The organism is Plantibacter cousiniae (nom. nud.), from assembly GCF_977070315.1.
The window spans coordinates 295,045-312,520 of sequence record NZ_CDRVEU010000003.1 but is presented as its reverse complement, the minus strand read 5'-3'; the positions used below and the strand labels follow the sequence as shown (position 1 = coordinate 312,520).

20 protein-coding genes are annotated in these 17,476 nt (G+C 56.8%); 14 read left to right on the top strand and 6 right to left on the bottom strand.

All coding sequences use genetic code 11. The annotated features are described in order from the left end of the window. Together ACW55A_RS08220 and ACW55A_RS08215 are read right to left on the bottom strand one after the other, a co-directional pair. Positions 1-459 (bottom strand): tripartite tricarboxylate transporter TctB family protein, encoded by a 459-nt coding sequence (locus ACW55A_RS08220; protein WP_054082100.1) that lies wholly within the window; start codon positions 457-459, stop codon positions 1-3. 62 nt (positions 460-521) lie between these two features. Further along, complete coding sequence (locus ACW55A_RS08215) at positions 522-1,499, bottom strand: Bug family tripartite tricarboxylate transporter substrate binding protein (protein ID WP_003425279.1); 978 nt, start codon at positions 1,497-1,499, stop codon at positions 522-524. 468 nt (positions 1,500-1,967) lie between these two features. Here ACW55A_RS08215 and ACW55A_RS08210 point away from each other — a divergent pair, with 468 nt between their 5' ends. Next, a complete protein-coding gene (locus ACW55A_RS08210; protein ID WP_003363740.1) occupies positions 1,968-2,639 on the top strand; it encodes a response regulator in 672 nt (223 codons plus the stop codon). Then, positions 2,632-4,014 carry a sensor histidine kinase gene (locus ACW55A_RS08205; RefSeq protein ID WP_003431327.1) on the top strand — a complete coding sequence of 461 codons (1,383 nt, stop codon included), beginning with the start codon at positions 2,632-2,634 and terminating at the stop codon, positions 4,012-4,014. The genes ACW55A_RS08210 and ACW55A_RS08205 overlap by 8 nt, the downstream gene beginning before the upstream one ends. Before the next feature lie 10 nt (positions 4,015-4,024). Here the strand turns inward: ACW55A_RS08205 and ACW55A_RS08200 are convergent, their stop codons facing one another. After that, a complete protein-coding gene (locus tag ACW55A_RS08200; protein WP_003431326.1) occupies positions 4,025-4,846 on the bottom strand; it encodes an HDOD domain-containing protein in 822 nt (273 codons plus the stop codon). Positions 4,847-4,956: 110 nt separating this feature from the next. Next, positions 4,957-5,898 carry a CAF17-like 4Fe-4S cluster assembly/insertion protein YgfZ gene (gene ygfZ, locus ACW55A_RS08195; protein WP_058416734.1) on the bottom strand — a complete coding sequence of 314 codons (942 nt, stop codon included), beginning with the start codon at positions 5,896-5,898 and terminating at the stop codon, positions 4,957-4,959. Between the two features lie 152 nt (positions 5,899-6,050). Here ygfZ and ACW55A_RS08190 point away from each other — a divergent pair, with 152 nt between their 5' ends. Next, positions 6,051-6,305: an FAD assembly factor SdhE gene (locus tag ACW55A_RS08190; RefSeq protein ID WP_003363729.1), complete on the top strand. Its 255-nt coding sequence runs from the start codon at positions 6,051-6,053 to the stop codon at positions 6,303-6,305. Further along, complete coding sequence (locus tag ACW55A_RS08185) at positions 6,289-6,753, top strand: protein YgfX (protein WP_498810911.1); 465 nt, start codon at positions 6,289-6,291, stop codon at positions 6,751-6,753. Before ACW55A_RS08190 ends, ACW55A_RS08185 begins: the two co-directional genes overlap by 17 nt. Here ACW55A_RS08185 and ACW55A_RS08180 read toward each other — a convergent pair. Further along, complete coding sequence (locus tag ACW55A_RS08180; RefSeq protein WP_499140264.1) at positions 6,722-6,871, bottom strand: hypothetical protein; 150 nt, start codon at positions 6,869-6,871, stop codon at positions 6,722-6,724. The genes ACW55A_RS08185 and ACW55A_RS08180 overlap by 32 nt on opposite strands. 253 nt (positions 6,872-7,124) lie before the next feature. On the opposite strand from ACW55A_RS08180, the gene ACW55A_RS08175 reads away from it, so the two are divergent. From ACW55A_RS08175 to ACW55A_RS08145, 7 genes are all read left to right on the top strand, one after another. Further along, positions 7,125-8,408 (top strand): tyrosine-type recombinase/integrase, encoded by a 1,284-nt coding sequence (locus ACW55A_RS08175; protein ID WP_498810912.1) that lies wholly within the window; start codon positions 7,125-7,127, stop codon positions 8,406-8,408. A 76-nt stretch (positions 8,409-8,484) separates the two neighbouring features. Next, positions 8,485-8,907, top strand: coding sequence for a hypothetical protein (locus ACW55A_RS08170; RefSeq protein WP_058822994.1), 423 nt, complete (start codon positions 8,485-8,487; stop codon positions 8,905-8,907). A 348-nt stretch (positions 8,908-9,255) separates the two neighbouring features. Further along, complete coding sequence (locus ACW55A_RS08165) at positions 9,256-9,933, top strand: HNH endonuclease signature motif containing protein (protein ID WP_058822993.1); 678 nt, start codon at positions 9,256-9,258, stop codon at positions 9,931-9,933. Positions 9,934-10,077: 144 nt separating this feature from the next. Further along, positions 10,078-10,368, top strand: a complete 291-nt coding sequence (locus ACW55A_RS08160; RefSeq protein WP_024669253.1) for a hypothetical protein — start codon at positions 10,078-10,080, stop codon at positions 10,366-10,368. Positions 10,369-10,573: 205 nt separating this feature from the next. After that, entirely contained in the window at positions 10,574-10,972 is a 399-nt protein-coding gene (locus tag ACW55A_RS08155; RefSeq protein ID WP_498810913.1) for a hypothetical protein, read from the top strand. 41 nt (positions 10,973-11,013) lie between these two features. Then, on the top strand, positions 11,014-12,282 hold the full coding sequence (locus ACW55A_RS08150; protein ID WP_498810914.1) for an Ig-like domain-containing protein: 1,269 nt from the start codon (positions 11,014-11,016) through the stop codon (positions 12,280-12,282). A 198-nt stretch (positions 12,283-12,480) separates the two neighbouring features. Next, positions 12,481-12,756 carry a hypothetical protein gene (locus ACW55A_RS08145; protein WP_498810915.1) on the top strand — a complete coding sequence of 92 codons (276 nt, stop codon included), beginning with the start codon at positions 12,481-12,483 and terminating at the stop codon, positions 12,754-12,756. 301 nt (positions 12,757-13,057) lie between these two features. Here ACW55A_RS08145 and nadB read toward each other — a convergent pair whose 3' ends face one another. After that, on the bottom strand, positions 13,058-14,665 hold the full coding sequence (gene nadB / locus ACW55A_RS08140; RefSeq protein WP_498810916.1) for an L-aspartate oxidase: 1,608 nt from the start codon (positions 14,663-14,665) through the stop codon (positions 13,058-13,060). 497 nt (positions 14,666-15,162) lie between these two features. Here nadB and rpoE point away from each other — a divergent pair, with 497 nt between their 5' ends. From rpoE to ACW55A_RS08125, 3 genes are read left to right on the top strand one after another with little or no spacing between them, the layout of a single operon-like run. Then, on the top strand, positions 15,163-15,744 hold the full coding sequence (gene rpoE, locus ACW55A_RS08135) for an RNA polymerase sigma factor RpoE/AlgU (protein ID WP_002554912.1): 582 nt from the start codon (positions 15,163-15,165) through the stop codon (positions 15,742-15,744). 33 nt (positions 15,745-15,777) lie between these two features. Continuing rightward, on the top strand, positions 15,778-16,368 hold the full coding sequence (locus tag ACW55A_RS08130; protein WP_003395810.1) for an anti sigma-E factor RseA C-terminal domain-containing protein: 591 nt from the start codon (positions 15,778-15,780) through the stop codon (positions 16,366-16,368). A gap of 8 nt (positions 16,369-16,376) precedes the next feature. After that, positions 16,377-17,336, top strand: coding sequence for a MucB/RseB C-terminal domain-containing protein (locus ACW55A_RS08125; RefSeq protein ID WP_248697723.1), 960 nt, complete (start codon positions 16,377-16,379; stop codon positions 17,334-17,336). The last annotated feature ends 140 nt before the right edge of the window (positions 17,337-17,476 follow it).

The window sequence follows — 17,476 nt, the reverse complement described above, 5'->3', positions numbered from 1 at the left end:
TTAATTCTCCAGAACGCTGAGCAGGCCCAAAGGCAGGGGGACGTCCATGGCCTTGTCGAACAGCAGGTACAGGCCGACGCTCATCAGAATCACCACCACCACGCTCGGCAGCCAGCGACCGCCATACAGGCGCGCCATGGGAATGCCGATCAGAATGCTGCTGAGGATGAAGCCCAGCGGTTCGAACAGCCCCGCGAATATCAGCAGCAGGACGATGCACACGCCGATCTTGATCAGGGTCTCGCGATCCAGCTCCGGGTCTTCCTCGGTGTGCACGATGGGTGTGGGTCTGATCAGCAGGTACAGCAGGGCGACGCTCATCAGCCCGAGCATCAGCAGCGGGAAGGCGCGTGGTCCGACCGGTTCATAGGAAAAAGGTGCCTGATAAGGCCAGGCCATGAGGGCCAGGCCTGCGCATGCCAGTAACAGCAGGCCAGCGAAGATACGTTGTATGACCATGAGAAGCTCCTGAGTCGCGCCCCTGCAGCGGGTGCAACTGAATGTCAGTCAATTGAGTTCAATTACTGAATCAGGCCGAATTCCTTGGCCATCAACTTGTAGTCGGCGACCTGCTTCTTGACGTAGGTGTCCAGTTCCGCGCCGGTCATGGCAAACGGGAACAGCTCGCGCTGGTCGCGCAGTTTGGCGAAGTCCTCGGAAGCCAGGATCTTGTCGAACGAGGCTTTCCACCAGTTGTAGTCTTCGTCGCTGACCTTCGGCCCGAGGTAGAAGCCACGTACCACCGGCCAGACGATGTCGTAGCCCTGCTCCTTGGCGGTGGGGATGTCTTTCATTTCAGGTTCGTCGATACGCTTTTCGGCGAACACCGCTAGCAGGCGCATATCGCCGCTCAGAATGTGCGGCATGGAGTCGGAAATATCGGTACTGCCCACCTGGATGTGGCCGCCGAGCAACGCGGTGGCGATTTCACCGCCGCCTTCGAGTGCCACGTAGCGCAGTGCGCGCGGGTTGATGCCGGCGGCCTTGGCGATCAATGCGGTCTGCATCCAGTCCTGGCTGCCCACGGTGCCGCCTGAGCCGATAACGACTTTGCTCGGGTCGGCTTTCAGCGCCTGGACCAGATCGTCGAGATTCTTGTAGGGCGAGTCGCTCTTCACTGCGATGGCGCCATAGCTGGTGCCCACGGCGGCGAGCCAGCGCACTGCGTTCTCATCGAAACGACCGAATTTGCCCTGCGCCAGATTGAGCAGCGAACCGCTGGACCACGCGACCAGTGTGCCGGCATCGGCGGGGCGCTGCGCAACGACGGCGTTGTAGGCCACCGCGCCGACACCGCCTGGCATGTAGGTGACGCGCATCGGCGAGGTCAGAATCTTCTCGTTGATCAGCGCGCTCTGCACCAGTTTGCAGGTCAGGTCGAATCCGCCACCTGGCGAGGCAGGGGCAATGCATTCCGGACGTTTGGGTTCGGCAAGCAACTGGCTGGCAATCAGCATGCACCCAGCGGTAGCGGCTATGTGGCGCAGGGAAAATTTCATGTTCAGTCTCCAGGGATATTGTTGTTTTTGGCAGAGAGAAGCTGTTCACCATGCGCTTTTGTCACGCGCACGGGAAAACCTGTGTGCTGTGTCACAGGGGTGGGCGTTTGCGCTGAAGTGGTGTTTTGAAGCAGGTGGCGTGAGGAGCGCGCAGAGCAGTCCTCGACGGGAGGTGCTCCATGGGCTGGCAAGCCTGGACGGGCGTAGACATGACGTGACTCCGTTTAGCAATTTATTGTTTTTATTGTTCAGACGCATCCGGGCGCCTGTTTTTACGTACCCTTTTATCGGGTCGTCTCGCGATGCTAAACGACAAACCTTTCGTAAACCTTTCAGTTGCCTTTCACGTCTTGATTAGCGAGCCGCGAATCGTTTCTGCCCTTCACAGACGGCGGCCGGCCTGTAAACTCCACCGCCACGAGCCTCGATACCCAGATCGATAACAACAGTGACAATCAGGAGACGGCGATGCGTGTTCTTCTTGTGGAAGATCATCTGCAATTGGCTGAAAGTGTCGCGCAGGCGCTCAAAAGCGCGGGTTTGACCGTTGATGTGCTGCATGATGGCGTGGCTGCCGACCTGGCATTGAACAGCGAGGAGTACGCGGTCGCCATTCTCGATGTCGGGTTGCCGCGCATGGACGGCTTTGAAGTGCTGGCGCGTCTGCGAGCGCGCAGCAAAAACCTGCCGGTGCTGATGCTGACGGCGCGCAGTGACGTCAAGGACCGTGTCCACGGCCTGAATCTGGGTGCCGACGACTACCTGGCCAAGCCTTTCGAACTCTCCGAGCTGGAGGCCAGGGTCAAGGCTTTGCTGCGGCGCAGCGTGCTGGGTGGCGAGCGGCAACAGCGCTGCGGCGTGCTGGCCTACGATCTGGATACGCGACGTTTCACACTTGGCGAAGAGCTGCTGACCCTGACCTCTCGCGAACAGGCAGTGCTGGAAGCGCTTATCGCCCGGCCGGGTCGGGTGATGAGCAAGGAGCAACTGGCGGCGCAGGTGTTCGGGCTCGATGAAGAAGCCAGCCCCGACGCCATCGAGATCTATGTCCATCGTCTGCGCAAAAAGCTCGACGGGCATTCCGTGGCGATCGTGACCTTTCGCGGTCTGGGGTATCTGCTGGAAAGCCGCGATGATTAACGACAGCCTGCGCTGGCGGTTGTTGTGGAACCTGGCCCTGCTGCTGGTGGTGTTGATGCTGGCCAGCGGCATGAGCGCTTACTGGAATGGCCGCGAAGTGGCCGACACCGCCTATGACCGTACGTTGCTGGCTTCCGCGCGAACCATCGCTGCCGGCCTGACCCAGCGTGATGGCACGCTGAGCGCCGACATTCCCTACGTGGCGCTGGATACCTTCGCCTACGACAGCGAAGGGCGCATCTACTATCAGGTCAATGACATTCATCAGAAGCTGATTTCCGGTTATGAAAACCTGCCTTCGCCGCCGCCCGGTACCTTGCGTACCGACGATTACCCGGCCCTGGCGAAATTTTATAACGGGATCTATCAGGGCCAGGATGTGCGGGTTGTCAGTCTGCTCAAACCGGTGACCGACCCGGGCATGAACGGCACCGCTGAAATCCGCGTTGCCGAAACCCAGGAAGCGCGCAAGGGCATGGCGCGCAGCCTGATGGCCGACACATTGCTGCGCCTGGGCATGCTCGGAGGGGGCGCGCTGCTGCTGGTCTGGTTCACGGTCAGCGCGGCATTGCGACCACTGGAGCGCCTGCGCACCGCCGTCGAGGAGCGTCAGCCGGATGATCTGCGCGCCTTGCCGATGGTTGAAGTGCAGCACGAGCTGCGTCCGTTGGTGGGGGCGCTGAACCACTTCACCGAACGATTGCGCGTGCAGTTCGAGCGCCAGGCGCAATTCATCGCCGATGCCGCCCACGAACTGCGCACGCCGCTGGCCGCCTTGAAGGCGCGGGTCGAGCTGGGGCTGCGCGAACACGACCCGGAGCATTGGCGCAGCACGCTGGAGTCGGCGGCGCTCGGCACCGATCGACTCACGCATCTGGCCAACCAGCTGCTGTCCCTGGCACGCATCGAAAACGGCGCCAGGGCCATCGCCGAGGGCGGGGCGCAACAGCTGGACCTCAGTCAATTGGCCAGAGAGCTGGGCATGGCCATGGCACCGTTGGCTCATTCCCGGGGCGTTGCGCTGGCGCTGGAGGCTGACGAGCCGGTCTGGCTGCGCGGCGAGCCGACCTTGCTGAACGAGTTGCTGAGCAATCTGATCGACAACGCGCTGGCCCATACCTCGCCGGGCGGCAACGTCGTGTTGCGGGTCTATGCGCCGGGCGTTCTGGAGGTCGAGGATGATGGTCCCGGCATTCCGCCCGATGAGCGTGAGCGGGTCTTCGAGCGTTTTTATCGCCGCAGCCAGCAGGGCAGCGGTGCCGGGCTCGGCCTGGCGATTGTGGGCGAAATCTGCCGGGCACATCTGGCCAGGATCACCTTGCACGAGGGGGCTGAGCGTGGCTTGAAGGTAAGGGTCAGTTTCAGCGCCACCTGATGGGGCGAAACTAGTAGAGCATGCTCTTGGCTTCGTCCATCTGGGCGCTGAGCACGCCTTCGCCTCTGGCGAGCCTCAGCTGGCTGTAGGCAGGCAGGTCGACCATTTCGATGAGGCTGAAGGGATGGTCGGTATTCCTATGGATATGCACCGTGGCGATCTGTACCAGGTCGGTGTAGTCAGGGCTTTTCGAGACGCGCGCGAAGTTCTGGAACTGGCCCGGCACACAGGCCAGCGGCTCGGGGAAATCCCATGAGCGCAGCAGGCGCTCGCCGATGACCGGATGAATGCTGTCGATTACGTGGTTGAGGCTGATCGGGTCGGACAGCAGCTCGTAATGGTCTTCGGCATAGGTCAGGATCGGCAGGATCCCGATCAGGTGGATCAGCCCGGCGAGCGTGGCCTGATCGGGTTTCAGACTGGTGTAGTGCTGACACAGGGTGTAGCTGATACCGGCCACCTGCAGGCTTTGCTTCCAGATATCGCGCATCTTCTGCTCAATGACCGGCGACTTGGCGTGGAACATCTGCTCGACCACCAGCCCGATGGCCAGGTTGCAGGTGTAGTTGACGCCCAGGCGTCGAATCGCGGTATTGACGTCGCTGACTTCAAAATTCGGGCGCAGCAGGGGGCTGTTCGCAACCTTGATAAGGCGCGCGGAAAGGGCTGTATCGCTACCGATGACCTTGCTCAGGGCCGAAATACTGATCTCGGTGTCCTCCGCAGCCAGGCGAATCCTCAGTGCCACTTCCGGCAGGGTGGGGAGAAACAAGGCATCTCTGTCGATGGCCTTGATCAAGTTTCTCTGCACCTCGTCAGCCATCTTGCTCATGTTGCATCTCGCAGCTGTTGGGGGTGTCCAGAGTTATCCGCGCGCTCTTCAGAGCGCCAGGCTGTACTGGATCGCTCTAAAGACACTAGGAAGCTGAATGTGTTCGTCTGCTAGCGCTGAGTTTCGAGTTTGCTGTCCAGTGTGTAGGGCAGTTCACTCATTTGCAGCGCCGCGCCTTCTGGCGAACCAAGATTGATACGACCGTCTTCTGCCGCATCACCCTGCAATACCGCGAGCAGCTCGATGTTCTGCCCATCCTGTGCCGCAATGACGACGTTGCCCACGGCGCTGGCATGCACCGGTGAGAACAGTGCCGTACCGGGCTGCGGGATCTCTTCGCCGCTCAGGGTCAGGCGGTAAAGCCTGCGCTTTAGTTTGCCAAGATATTGCATTCTGGCAACGATTTCCTGGCCGGTGTAGCAGCCTTTCTTGAAGCTGACGCCGCCAACCGCTTGCAGATTGATCATCTGCGGAATGAATTCTTCGCGGGTGTTGCCGAACACCTGGCCGATACCGACACGGATCTGGCCCAGCAGCCAGTCGTTCAGCGGGGCTTCGCTCAACTGCGATGCCAGACGCGCTTTGATGCTGTCTGCCTGTGCGCTGCGCACCCAGAGCTCGGCCCGGCCTGGCGAGACGCGGATCGCGATCAGATCATCGGCGCGCACCACGCTATCGGTTTCCTGTGGCAGATCCAGCCCCAGGCTGACCAGCGCAGCGTCCCCGTCCTGCAGACCGAAGCGCACCCAGTCTGCGCTTTCATCCGTGAGCTTCGATTTGGAGAACACTGCGTATTTGCGCAGGTCGAGCAATTGCGCCTCGATCAGTTCGCCAGCCATCGCCAACAGGCAACCGTCGCCCTCGAACACGATGCGAAAACTCGACTGCATCCGGCCTTTCTGCGTGCAACGGGCACCCAGGCTGGATTTGTCTTCATTCAGATAATTGAGGTTGCACGTCAGCTGACCCTGAAGAAACTTGCTGGCATCCACGCCGCGAACGGCGAGAACGCCCTCATGGGTTAGCGTGCAGAAAAAAGCTGTGTGGGCCATGGTCATCGCAGATTGGGAAAAAAGTCCGGGGGCACATCATAGTGCCGAGTCGAGGTTATGCATACGGGTACATGAAAACTGCTGCGACCATTGCGAGATTCGCGCGCCCGGCTCACGGCTGTATACTTGCCGCCTACTTTGAGGAGCGCTCCATGGTCGAAGACGTTGAACTCAACCGCCTTTACTGGCACAGCCGCCGCGGCATGCTTGAACTGGACGTGCTGCTGGTGCCGTTTGTCCGTGAGGTCTATCCACATCTGAATGACGTAGACCGCGATTTGTACCGCCGTCTGCTGACCTGTGAGGATCAGGATATGTTCGGCTGGTTCATGCAGCGCGCCGAATCCGAAGACGCTGAATTGCAGCGTATGGTTCGCATGATTCTGGATCGTGTCCAGCCCCAGTGATCGCTTTGAATGTCACTGGCAGGCTTCGCGTCTGCTGGTGACGGCGTATCTTGCGGTTCAGTCGCTGGCACTGGTCGCGTTGTACTGGCTGGACATCGCCGTGTGGGCTGCGGCGCTGTGTGCGCTGATGTGCCTGGAGCACGCTGTCCGCGTGATTCCACGCTCCATCCTGCTGACGCATCCGGCGGCATTCACTGCACTCAAGCGCGATCATCAAGGCTGGCAGCTGTGGAATGCATGTGACGGCTGGCAGCCTGTGCAGTTATGCCCCGACAGCCTTGCCTTGCCGTGGGTGGTCATTCTGCGTTTTCGCCCGATTATCGCCGGTCGGCCAGCACGATCAATAAACAGTTGTTGTATCCCGCATGACGCATTGACGCCGGACATTCATCGACGTCTGCGTGTACGTTTGAAATTCAGTCGGCATAGGTGGGCGGCACCAGAATAGTGTCCAGCGCCTCCGGCAACATATCGGGATAGTCCAGCGTGTAATGCAGGCCGCGGCTTTCCTTGCGCTGCATGGCCGAGCGGATCATCAGTTCCGCGACCTGCGCCAGATTGCGCAACTCGATCAGGTCACGGCTGACCTTGTAGTTGCTGTAGAACTCGACCCTTTGAGGCTAAACCCAATGGATACAGGGGTTTCAGCCGATGACCGTCAACCACCACTCCCAAACTGGGACAAACCTGTTACAAACTGCCCTCGCCAAGCCATACCACTATCGCCGGTCTGGTCGCTTTTACCTTCGCCTTCGCCTTCAAGGCACCGCTAAGGGTTTCTTCACGCTATCGCTTAGGACCACCGACAAGGCCACCGCTATGACCATCTCCAAGGACATCCTCACGACCCTCAAGGCGTACCATTTCGATAACCCTGAGGCCACTTGGGACGAACTCCGTGAGCGCCTCATAGACATCGCTGAGTCCTGCCTGACGATGGCCCACGGCGATAGCTCGCTGATTGCCTATGATATGATCAACGATGAGCACCATGAGGCTCTCCGTGAGGCGAGCGCCAAGATGCCTTTGAGCGTCAACCAGCAACGCGCAGTTGGTAAGGCACTGGATATCGTCGAGGCTGCTCAAGAGCGCCTGAAGGGGAGGCCGGGAAAGCTGGTAGGGATCGTAAGGGACCTGAAGGCTGAGGCTTGTGGCACGTCTGTGGCCCTGTCTCCGTCCCTATCTGTATTATCTTCTGAAGCATCCAAGCCATTGACCTTCAAGGTTCTCTCAGGGCTCTACATGGACGAACTCAAGGACAATGTTCAATCCAGCACCATGAGGGACGTGAAGTCTACTTGTGAGGCCATTGGGGCCATCCTTGGGGAGCTGGACTTAAAGGCCCACACTCGGGAAGACATGAAGAACCTTAGGGCAAAGCTTCTTGAAGATCGTAAGCCATCCACTGTGAGGAAAATCCTGACCCGGCTATCCACGGTCATGGATTGGGGTGTGAATAACGACTACCTCGCTAAGGCTCTCACAGATGGTCTCAAGCCCACCAAAGGTGCCGACAGCGCTCGTGAGGCGTTCTCTCAGGACCAAGTAAAGGCCCTCATGGCCCACACTAAGACCCTGCCAGTGGACTCATGGCAACGCTGGGCGCTGTCCCTTGGGGTGATCACTGGGGCACGCATTGAGGAACTTCGGCAGTTGACCAAGGCTGACGTCAAGCAGGTCGCTGGTGTCTGGGTGATCGATATCAATAGGGAAGATGGCAAGACGGCAAAGACCAAGAACGCTTTGAGGGTCATTCCGTTGACCGATGGGGCCTATGGGTTTGATCTTCAGGCGTTCCTTGAGTTTGTCGATCAGGCTGACTCTCGGTTGTTTACGCTGGGCGGTGGTCAGTTCTCTGTGCTGCTCAATGGGATGCTCAGGGATGTCTTGAACCTGAAGGCTGATCGGACCCAGACCTTCCATTCATTGCGTCATTCCCTGGCAGGCGCTTTGAAGGCCGCTGAGGTGCCTGTAGGGACCGCTGAGTCGATCTTGGGGCACGCTTCCGGGTCTATTAGCTACGACTTGTACGGGGCTGGAGCATCTGTCGAGGTGGGGCGGATGGGAGACGCGCTTGAAAAGGCGTTTTCGATAGATATGTGATGTCATATAGGTTTCGAGCATCGCCCTTGTGATGTCGTACTGGTATCATTGTCTGCATTGACTAAGGAGGTTGTGCATGCGTAAGACTTTCAAGGGATGCGCGGGGTTGCTGGCAATTGCTATTTTTCAGCTCATTAGTTTCTCGACCTTCGCGGAGACAGCGTGGATACGTATAGCTGAAACAGATGACGGCACAAGATTTGAGACCAAGCCCGGCTCATTTGAGTTCTCGGAAACCAGAGGAAAAACACCTGTCGCAGTATTGGTTGGAAGGCAATTCATAGTAAAATCAAAAAAGATAGAATTACAAAAGTGGTATGTCACTGCTACCGACTGCAAGAACAAGATGGGCAAGCTCACTACGCTGAGTGTTAGTGGTGAGTTTCAGTTTGAAAATGACTTTGTATTCGATGGCGGAACAGTTGCTTCAACGGTCGCTAAGTTTATTTGTGACGTGGCTGGCCAAAGTATAAAGAATGCCGCCAGTAAGGGCTTGTGAGTTTTCAATTACTATGCCGCATCGTATGTACCACCTCTCAAACCACTGAGTTAGCGATTTAGGGGGGTGGAAGAGTTGATTTATTCCACTTTCTCATTCCACGTAATGTAGGTTTCCTCCTCTGCTTCGACCTGGAATCTAAGCAACTCACTGGCTGCTCACTCTGCTGCCTTCACTTAGCGTCATGCTGGTGAAGGTTTTTCCTGATCCAATCTGTGAGGCATTCCTGAAATACCCTGAAGGTCCCATGTTTGTTGGTCGAAATGGTTGTGACCATAGCTGTAGGATTTAAAACCCTCACTATTGCACTACACCCAGTCACCAATCCACAAACACGGGAGACCACCAATGACGATACCAACCAAGATCCGCCTTCAGGGCACCAACGTGATGGCCTGCGTGCTACCACCGATACAAATCCTTGAGGCACGCTACAAGCTCGCTGAGGACCACGACGGAATCGTAGCTCGTGACTTCAAGCTCATCCCAGGCAAGACCCGTAGAGGAACCGTAGAGGGGGCCCCTGTGGGCTCCTACACCAATGGATCGTTACGGCAGCAAGTCGAAGTCACATGGATGGACGGCGAAACCAAGCATAAGATCCGCGTACAGAAGGCCCGCATTGTTTATAGAATGGCTCATGGCCCGTTCGATGAGTCCCTTGTCATTGATCATATCGACGGCAATCCAAACAACAATCATCCAAGCAACCTGAGACCGCTGACCTACCACGAGAACATGGGCAACCGTGTCGTGGGGCTTCAGGGTCGGAAAATGCCTAAGAGGGATTCAGACTTGCCAGTCGGCGTGACCAGAGACAAACACTTCACCAAGGGCGAGCGATTCATTGCAAAGGCAACCATCCGTGGCGTCACTCATCGGGCCATCTTTGAGAACCCCAAATCTGCTCAACACTGGCTTGCTTCTGTCCGTGAGGCTGGCCTCGGTGATGGTGCTCGTAAGGATGCTCATGGAGTCATAGTTGGGGCACCTCAGTGGAAGGTTATGAAGGCAAAGCAGGGTTAATAATCCTACACCTATAGACACCCTCACTATTGGTAAAGACCCTCTGAGACTCCCCTGTGAGATATCTAAAGATTAGCCATAAGCTAAGTTAATTGGCATTCATAATAATGAATTCTCCTTAGCCATTTTTCTGTAGGAGATGCTATGCAATTCTACTTCGTACTTGACGGTCTCAGTATTGAACAGACCAATACCTTGTTATCTATTGAGTCATCTATGACTGGTCGATCAGCAACCGCTATATTCAACCTGAAGACCCTCGCTGTCCGCACCAATCGAGACACAGACAAGGCCAAAGCATTTGTTACAAGTAAGCTGGGAGCATTCCTCATGGAAGCCCTTGAAGGTTTACTGATTGCGACTGGTCTGGATTTGATCATGCTGTACCACACCGTAAAAGGCGTACCTGTGGTTCTCACTGCTCGCCCTAAATAGCAAACGATCGTCGCCACGATTGTCCATAAAGATATCCTCTCAGGTTCCGCCATTTCCTGTTAGATCATCTGCAATAACTACTAAATCCCAGAACCTTTTGATCGACCTTGAAGATGCCCACGAGGCTTACTCCTTGGCCGTCTGGTCGTGCGCGTGTCTATGGCGCAAGGTCGATCAAAGGGTCACCAATAGGAGATCCAAACCCATGAACATTAACATCACCAAAGTCCTGAAGAACGAAGTAACTGTGTCGGGCCAGACCCTCAGCCGTGAATACGTAGAAAACATCATGCTGCCTATGTTGGTCGCTCAATGCGGAACCGTTAAGAGTCGCCAATTCGAGATCGTCCAAGTGTTTCATGAGGCCGGTCTTTCGCTCCAAGCGATTCCTGATGTTGCCCGCGAGTACCACGGAGACAAAGCCGCAAAGGCATCTGAGCGAGCGCGTCAACAACGTGAAGCCGATGCTCATGCCGAGCGCTGCCGTGAGTGGACGCCTCGTGAACTGGCTCAGGCCAAAGCTGACAAGGAAGCCCGCGCCGCTGCCATTCGTGAGCAAGGTGCCCGTGTCCGTGCGGCATCCCGTGGTAACTCCGGCTGGTAAACCAAGACCGAACTCAACTATCTAATTCAGGAGAGAATTCTATGAAACCTAATCAGTACGTAGCACCGCATGTAGACACCGTTAAATGGAATATCAACGCTATTGACGATAACAATGCATCAATCCACTTCAGCACTTCCGATGTGCGAGCAGAGGCACTTGCAAGCACTGATCCATTGGTCTATGTACAAGCCCTTGTGGAAGCCGCCGAGGACTTCTTGAATGGCGATCAGTGGCGCGAAGCTGCTATGGAGAGAACCCCTTGCGAGTTCCGTCCTGCGGGCTCTGAGGCTACCGGTCAACAGGTCATCACTATGGCTGATCGCTCCGTTAAGTTTGACCCTCGCAAGAACTGGGATAACCAAACCATTAGCAAAGGCGAAGTCTTGGCCGGGTCGATCATCTTTACGGAACCTACCGATTCCGCTTTGGTTATCAGTCACCGTGTGACGATCCTCGACCATAACTTGATTGCTGTTTTTACTGAAGCGTCGATGGCTCAAACCGCTGACAAGATCTTGCGTGACATTGAGTTAAGCGCGGCGGGTAAGATTGCTGGCATCCTTTCGACCGCTGCAAGCACCGAGGCTTTCTCTGAAGTTAAGCCAACTGGCAAGCCTGTAGAAATCGCTGAGGATCTTATCGACCTCCTGACGATGCACATCAATCAGACCGTGGGCACCTCATTGTCTGACTTCGTGGTGTTGCTGCCTGTGTCGATGGTGGCTGTACTTGAGCGTGCTGCCCAGCGTGCTGGTGTGGGTGAAATCGAGAACCTTATTGGCGCGTCTGTGCAGCCTTACAGCGGTACTGACTACGGCCTGTTCTTGCTGCCGAAGATGTTCACCTCTCTGAGCTACCGTGAGAACCGTGAGGGCGACATCTGGAAGATCATTGCGACCCGCAACGGCAATGCCCAGGCATGGGACATTGAGATTATGACAACCGTAGACATCGTGGCTAACGGCAAGGTCAAGGTGAAGCTGACCGAAGATGGTCTTCAGACTGAAACTGTAGCGTTCCCGATGATCACCAACGTGAAGCTGTTCACTCCGGTGTCGGGCGTATCCCTCAAGGTCTCCTCTAAGGACCTCGCCGTGGGTGCTTCATACTCAAACGCTGCCACTGTGTCCCCTGCAAATGCCACCAATCAGAGCATCACATGGACCACATCTGATTCGTCAGTCGCAACGGTATCCCCAACGGGTTCTGTAAAGGGTCTCAAAGTGGGCAAGGCAACAATCAAGGTAACGACTGCTGATGGTGGCTTCTCGGCCTCCTACACAGTGAATGTAACTGCCGCTGCTTAAGAAAGCTTGAAGTATGACCCGTAAGACCGGCCCGCGAGGGATCGGCAGGGTCAGCACTACACCTGCCCGTCGCTGGGCAATCAACCAATCCAGTCTTTCTGATAGTGCCTTTCATGCCACGCCGGGTCCCTTTGTCGGGGGCTGGATGCTCGGCTGTGGGTGCGACCTGAAGGGCACTACCAAAAGGAAATCGACACTATGAACATGACCAACACCGTAACCATGACCACCGTTGAAATAGCTGAGCTGACTGGCAAGGCCCACAACAACGTCCTTCGAGATGCCCGTAAGATCATTGGGATGGTCAACGCGCTCAAATCTGAGCTGGTTGAATCCAAGAATGGGGGGGGGCATCTGTTCAAGATCACCCATAAGGGCCTTAATGAGTGGCTCAAGGACAAGGCTGAGAGCATGAACAATGCTGTCAATAAAGCTCAGGACAAGACCGACCGTTGGGGCCGAATCGCCAAGTAACCTCAAGGAGAACCTCATGGACACGCTACAGGCTGCCTATTGGGTCTGCGTAGCTGTTCATGTGGCCTTCTGGCTGTATGGGAAACTCAAGGTCCCTCAATGAAAATCTGATAGAAAAATCTGAATGACCACCTTTCACATGCATCCCAGCGGTTACCCCCGTAGGCCCTCGCGCAGGTCGTTAGCTGCTCGCCAGCTCAGAGCCGGACGGTGCGGTAAGGACCCCAGGGCTGGGACAAATATGGCCCAAAGCTGTTACAAACGGGGCCTTAGGTGCTACGCTTGGGGCTCCTAACGTGCCTCATTTGTCGGGTGTAAGGATCGTATCCTTCGCCTCTGGCAGCATCTCTGGATAGTCCAGCGTGTAGTGCAGACCCCGAGATTCCTTGCGTTCCATGGCAGACCTGATCATCAGTTCCGCTACCTGAGCAAGGTTCCTCAGTTCAATCAGGTCTCTGCTTACTCGGTAGTTGCTGTAGAACTCGTCGATCTCATCCAGCAGCAGGCGTACGCGGTGTTGAGCGCGCTGCAGGCGTTTGTTGGTGCGCACAATGCCGACGTAGTCCCACATGAACCGCCTCAGCTCGTCCCAGTTGTGCGCGATGATCACGTCCTCGTCCGAGTCGGTGACCTGGCTGGCGTCCCAGGCAGGCAGGTCGGCGGGCATCTGCACGTCAGCCAATTGCTTTTCGATGTCTGCGGCGGCCGATCGGGCATAGACGAAGCACTCCAGCAGCGAGTTGCTGGCCATGCGGTTGGCGCCGTGCAGGCCCGTGAAGCTGGTCTCGCCGATGGCGTACAGGCCCGGCACATCGGTATGCCCCTTGCTGTCCACCATCACGCCGCCACAGGTGTAATGCGCGGCCGGAACCACCGGTATCGGCTCGCGTGTGATGTCGATGGAAAACTCCAGGCAGCGCTCGTAGACGGTTGGAAAGTGCGTCTTGATGAAGGCTTCCGGCTTGTGGCTGATGTCCAGATACACACAGTCGATGCCCAGTCGCTTCATTTCATGGTCTATCGCGCGGGCCACGATATCGCGCGGGGCCAGTTCTGCCCGCTCGTCGAAGCGCTGCATGAAGCGCTCGCCGTTGGGCAGTTTGAGGTAGGCCCCTTCGCCACGAAGTGCTTCGGTGACCAGAAAACTCTTGGCCTGCGGGTGATACAGGCAAGTGGGGTGAAACTGGTTGAACTCAAGGTTCGCCACCCGGCAGCCGGAACGCCAGGCCATGGCGATGCCGTCGCCACAGGCGCCGTCAGGGTTGCTGGTGTACAGATAGACCTTGGCGGCGCCACCCGACGCCAGGATTGTGAAGCGCGCGCTGTAAGTATCCACTTCGCCACTGTGGCGGTTGAGCACATAGGCACCGAGGCAGCGCTGGCCGTCCAGGCCGAGGCGGCGTTCAGTGATAAGGTCGATGGCAGCGCGCTGATCGAGCAGTTCAATGTTGGGTCGCTTGATCGCCTGTTCCAGCAGGGTGCGAAAAATCGCTGCGCCCGTGGCATCTGCAGCATGAATGATCCGCCGATGGCTATGGCCGCCTTCACGCGTCAGGTGAAATTCAAATCCGCTTTCGTCGGTGTCTGCGTCATCGCCACGGGTAAAAGGTACGCCTTGATCGATCAGCCATTGAATCGCCTCGCGGCTGTGCTCGACGGTGAAGCGCACAGCGTCTTCGTCGCAAAGGCCGCCGCCTGCGTTCAGCGTGTCCTCAACATGAGATTGCACGGTGTCGGTGTCATCCAGTACTGCCGCAACGCCGCCCTGTGCCCAGAAGGTCGAGCCATTGGCGAGATCGCCCTTGCTCAGGACTGCAATCCGCAGGTGGTCGGGAAGGGTCAGTGCCAGGCTCAACCCGGCCGCGCCGCTGCCGATTACCAGTACGTCATGCTGAAAATGTTGACTCATCTGCGAATTCTGCCCTTGGCGACCACTAGTATAAGTATTGGGGTAACGGCACAATAGCCTCGCCTACATGGCAATGTGAGACCACGGCGGGTCTGGATTGTGCTCCAGTCCTCGACGTCATGCCTATTGATTTCCTTTTGTTGAGTTGCTGGAAATGCTCCAGTGTATTGATTTAAGGGAGTTTTATGCAGTTTGCGGCTCACGCCAGCGGTTGTGCCAATGGAACTTTTCTTAAAGAACCATGCTCAATAGCAGGTTGCCTACACAGGAACAGCGTCGATTTCGCAGGGTTAGATAAGTGATCATCAACTGCGAAACCGGCGACAAGACTATTCGCGCAGCCGACCGTGTCGAGCTGCGTTTTTCGTGCAGGCTTTACGATGGCTTGCAGGAAACTTGCTTGAAGGGGGAGAACTTTTGCGAAAAGCCCGAGTCTATGTTTGCGAGCCTGAACAATATCAGTTGCAACACTCCTTCATGCTTAACGAGGAGTGTTCATGCTAACCCAGGAAGAGGATCAGCAGCTTGTCGAACGCGTACAGCGTGGCGATACGCGAGCATTTGATCTGTTGGTGCTGAAGTATCAGCACAAAATTCTAGGGTTGATCGTGCGATTCGTGCACGACACCCATGAGGCTCAAGACGTTGCACAGGAAGCCTTTATCAAGGCTTATCGTGCTCTCGGAAATTTTCGCGGCGACAGTGCTTTCTACACCTGGCTGTACCGCATCGCCATTAACACGGCGAAGAACTATCTGGTTTCGCGAGGTCGGCGGCCACCGGATAGCGATGTAAGGTCTGAAGACGCGGAGTTCTACGACGGCGACCACGGCCTCAAGGACATCGAGTCGCCGGAGCGTGCATTGTTGAGGGATGAGATCGAGGGCACCGTCCATCGGACCATCCAGCTTCTCCCGGAAGATTTACGTACGGCACTAACTTTACGTGAATTCGATGGTCTGAGTTATGAAGACATTGCGAGCGTCATGCAGTGTCCTGTTGGTACCGTGCGCTCTCGGATCTTCCGCGCTCGGGAAGCCATCGATAAAGCCCTGCAGCCGTTGTTGCAGGAATCCTGAGACAGCGGCGATAGCCCAAGAGAGGAACCCGCCATGAGTCGTGAAGCCCTGCAGGAATCGCTGTCCGCGGTACTTGATAATGAAGCGGACGAACTGGAATTACGTCGGGTATTGAATGCCATTGACGATGCCGATACTCGCGCCACCTGGTCGCGTTACCAAGTTGCTCGTGCAGCGATGCACAAAGAGCTGTTGATCCCTCATCTGGATATCTCGGCTGCTGTATCTGCCGCGATCGCCGACGAAGTCAGCCCGCTCAAGGCAGCTCGCGGTCCTTGGCGTACGCTGGGTCGCCTGGCCGTTGCAGCGTCGGTTACCGTAGCCGTTCTGGCTGGTGTCCGCCTGTACAATCAGGACGACATTGCCGGTGCGCAACTGGCACAGCAGACCCAACAGCCTGCAAACCTGACTGTTCCGCAAGTGAAAGGCCCGGCCGTACTGGCTGGCTACACTGAAAGCGCCGAGCAAGCGCCTGGTCCTATGGCCAATGGTGTATTGCAGGGCGGTGGTCAAGGTGACCAGCGTCTGCCGGGCTATCTGCGTCAGCATGCCCAGGAAGCAGCGTTGAAAGGCACTGAAAGCGCGTTGCCATACGCTCGTGCTGCGAGTCTGGAAAACCGTTAAGGAGGATCATGCGAGCCGTCCCTCTACTGCCGCTACTGCTTGGTGGATGGCTTGCCCTCCCGGTACAGGCTGATGATGCGCAAGACGCAATCAATCGTCTTGCCAAGGTTGATCAGCAGCAGAGCTATCAGGGTACTTTTGTATACGAGCGCAACGGTAGTTTTTCTACCCACCGAATCTGGCACCGCATAGCGGACGGTCATGTTCAGGAGCGCTTGCTGCAACTTGATGGTTCTGCTCAGGAAGTGTTGCGTGTTGACGGGCTTACCCAGTGCGTCAGCGGCACACTCGAAGCGGGTGTGGCCAATCCGGCCGACTCATCTGCCCGCGCCTTCGATGTCAAAAGACTCTCCGCCTGGTACGACATAAAAGTTGTCGGCAAATCCAGAGTGGCCGGTCGCCAGGCAACCATCGTTGCGCTGTCCCCCAAGGACCAGCATCGATACGGCCTCGAACTTCACCTGGATAACGAAACCGGTCTTGTGCTCAAGTCGCTTCTATTGAGCGAGAAGGGGCAGTTGCTCGAACGTTTCCAGTTTACCGATCTCGACACCGCCGGTGTTCTGTCCGAGCAAGCGCTCAAGACCAGTGCCGATTGCAAACCCGTGTCTGTGGTGAAAACCAAGCCCGAAGCGTCCATAAGTCCTGTGGCCTGGCATTCGGACTGGCTGCCGCCGGGTTTCGAAGTCAGCAGCAGTGGCGTGCGCAAGGACGCCTCCACGCAATCCTCCGTTACCCATCTGATGTATGGTGACGGTCTGGCGCGTTTTTCGGTGTTCATCGAGTCGGTGAAAGGCGGATCTTCCTCGGATATTCGCACCCAGCTAGGCCCTACAGTGGCTGTTTCGCGCCGTCTCACCACGCCGCAGGGCGACATGATGGTAACGGTCGTCGGAGAAGTTCCGATGGGCACTGCGGAGCGCATAGCATTGTCGATGCGTAACGACGAACCTCCAGCCAATAAATAAACATTTGAAGTCACGGATCCCAGGATGTAAAAATTTTCATCCTGGGTTACAGAAGCCGCCAGGCCACACTCAACCTGGCTCGGGCACAGGCGCTGAAATGTTTGGTGAGGTTTGCAGATTGCAAAAGCTCTGTTTTTTTT

Coding starts and splice junctions, on each gene's coding strand:
- ACW55A_RS08220 (WP_054082100.1), bottom strand. CDS start 459: ATGGTCATACAACGTATCTTCGCTGGCCTGCTGTTACTGGCATGCGCA.
- ACW55A_RS08215 (WP_003425279.1), bottom strand. CDS start 1,499: ATGAAATTTTCCCTGCGCCACATAGCCGCTACCGCTGGGTGCATGCTG.
- ACW55A_RS08210 (WP_003363740.1), top strand. CDS start 1,968: ATGCGTGTTCTTCTTGTGGAAGATCATCTGCAATTGGCTGAAAGTGTC.
- ACW55A_RS08205 (WP_003431327.1), top strand. CDS start 2,632: ATGATTAACGACAGCCTGCGCTGGCGGTTGTTGTGGAACCTGGCCCTG.
- ACW55A_RS08200 (WP_003431326.1), bottom strand. CDS start 4,846: ATGAGCAAGATGGCTGACGAGGTGCAGAGAAACTTGATCAAGGCCATC.
- ygfZ (WP_058416734.1), bottom strand. CDS start 5,898: ATGGCCCACACAGCTTTTTTCTGCACGCTAACCCATGAGGGCGTTCTC.
- ACW55A_RS08190 (WP_003363729.1), top strand. CDS start 6,051: ATGGTCGAAGACGTTGAACTCAACCGCCTTTACTGGCACAGCCGCCGC.
- ACW55A_RS08175 (WP_498810912.1), top strand. CDS start 7,125: ATGACCATCTCCAAGGACATCCTCACGACCCTCAAGGCGTACCATTTC.
- ACW55A_RS08170 (WP_058822994.1), top strand. CDS start 8,485: ATGCGTAAGACTTTCAAGGGATGCGCGGGGTTGCTGGCAATTGCTATT.
- ACW55A_RS08165 (WP_058822993.1), top strand. CDS start 9,256: ATGACGATACCAACCAAGATCCGCCTTCAGGGCACCAACGTGATGGCC.
- ACW55A_RS08160 (WP_024669253.1), top strand. CDS start 10,078: ATGCAATTCTACTTCGTACTTGACGGTCTCAGTATTGAACAGACCAAT.
- ACW55A_RS08155 (WP_498810913.1), top strand. CDS start 10,574: ATGAACATTAACATCACCAAAGTCCTGAAGAACGAAGTAACTGTGTCG.
- ACW55A_RS08150 (WP_498810914.1), top strand. CDS start 11,014: ATGAAACCTAATCAGTACGTAGCACCGCATGTAGACACCGTTAAATGG.
- ACW55A_RS08145 (WP_498810915.1), top strand. CDS start 12,481: ATGAACATGACCAACACCGTAACCATGACCACCGTTGAAATAGCTGAG.
- nadB (WP_498810916.1), bottom strand. CDS start 14,665: ATGAGTCAACATTTTCAGCATGACGTACTGGTAATCGGCAGCGGCGCG.
- rpoE (WP_002554912.1), top strand. CDS start 15,163: ATGCTAACCCAGGAAGAGGATCAGCAGCTTGTCGAACGCGTACAGCGT.
- ACW55A_RS08130 (WP_003395810.1), top strand. CDS start 15,778: ATGAGTCGTGAAGCCCTGCAGGAATCGCTGTCCGCGGTACTTGATAAT.
- ACW55A_RS08125 (WP_248697723.1), top strand. CDS start 16,377: ATGCGAGCCGTCCCTCTACTGCCGCTACTGCTTGGTGGATGGCTTGCC.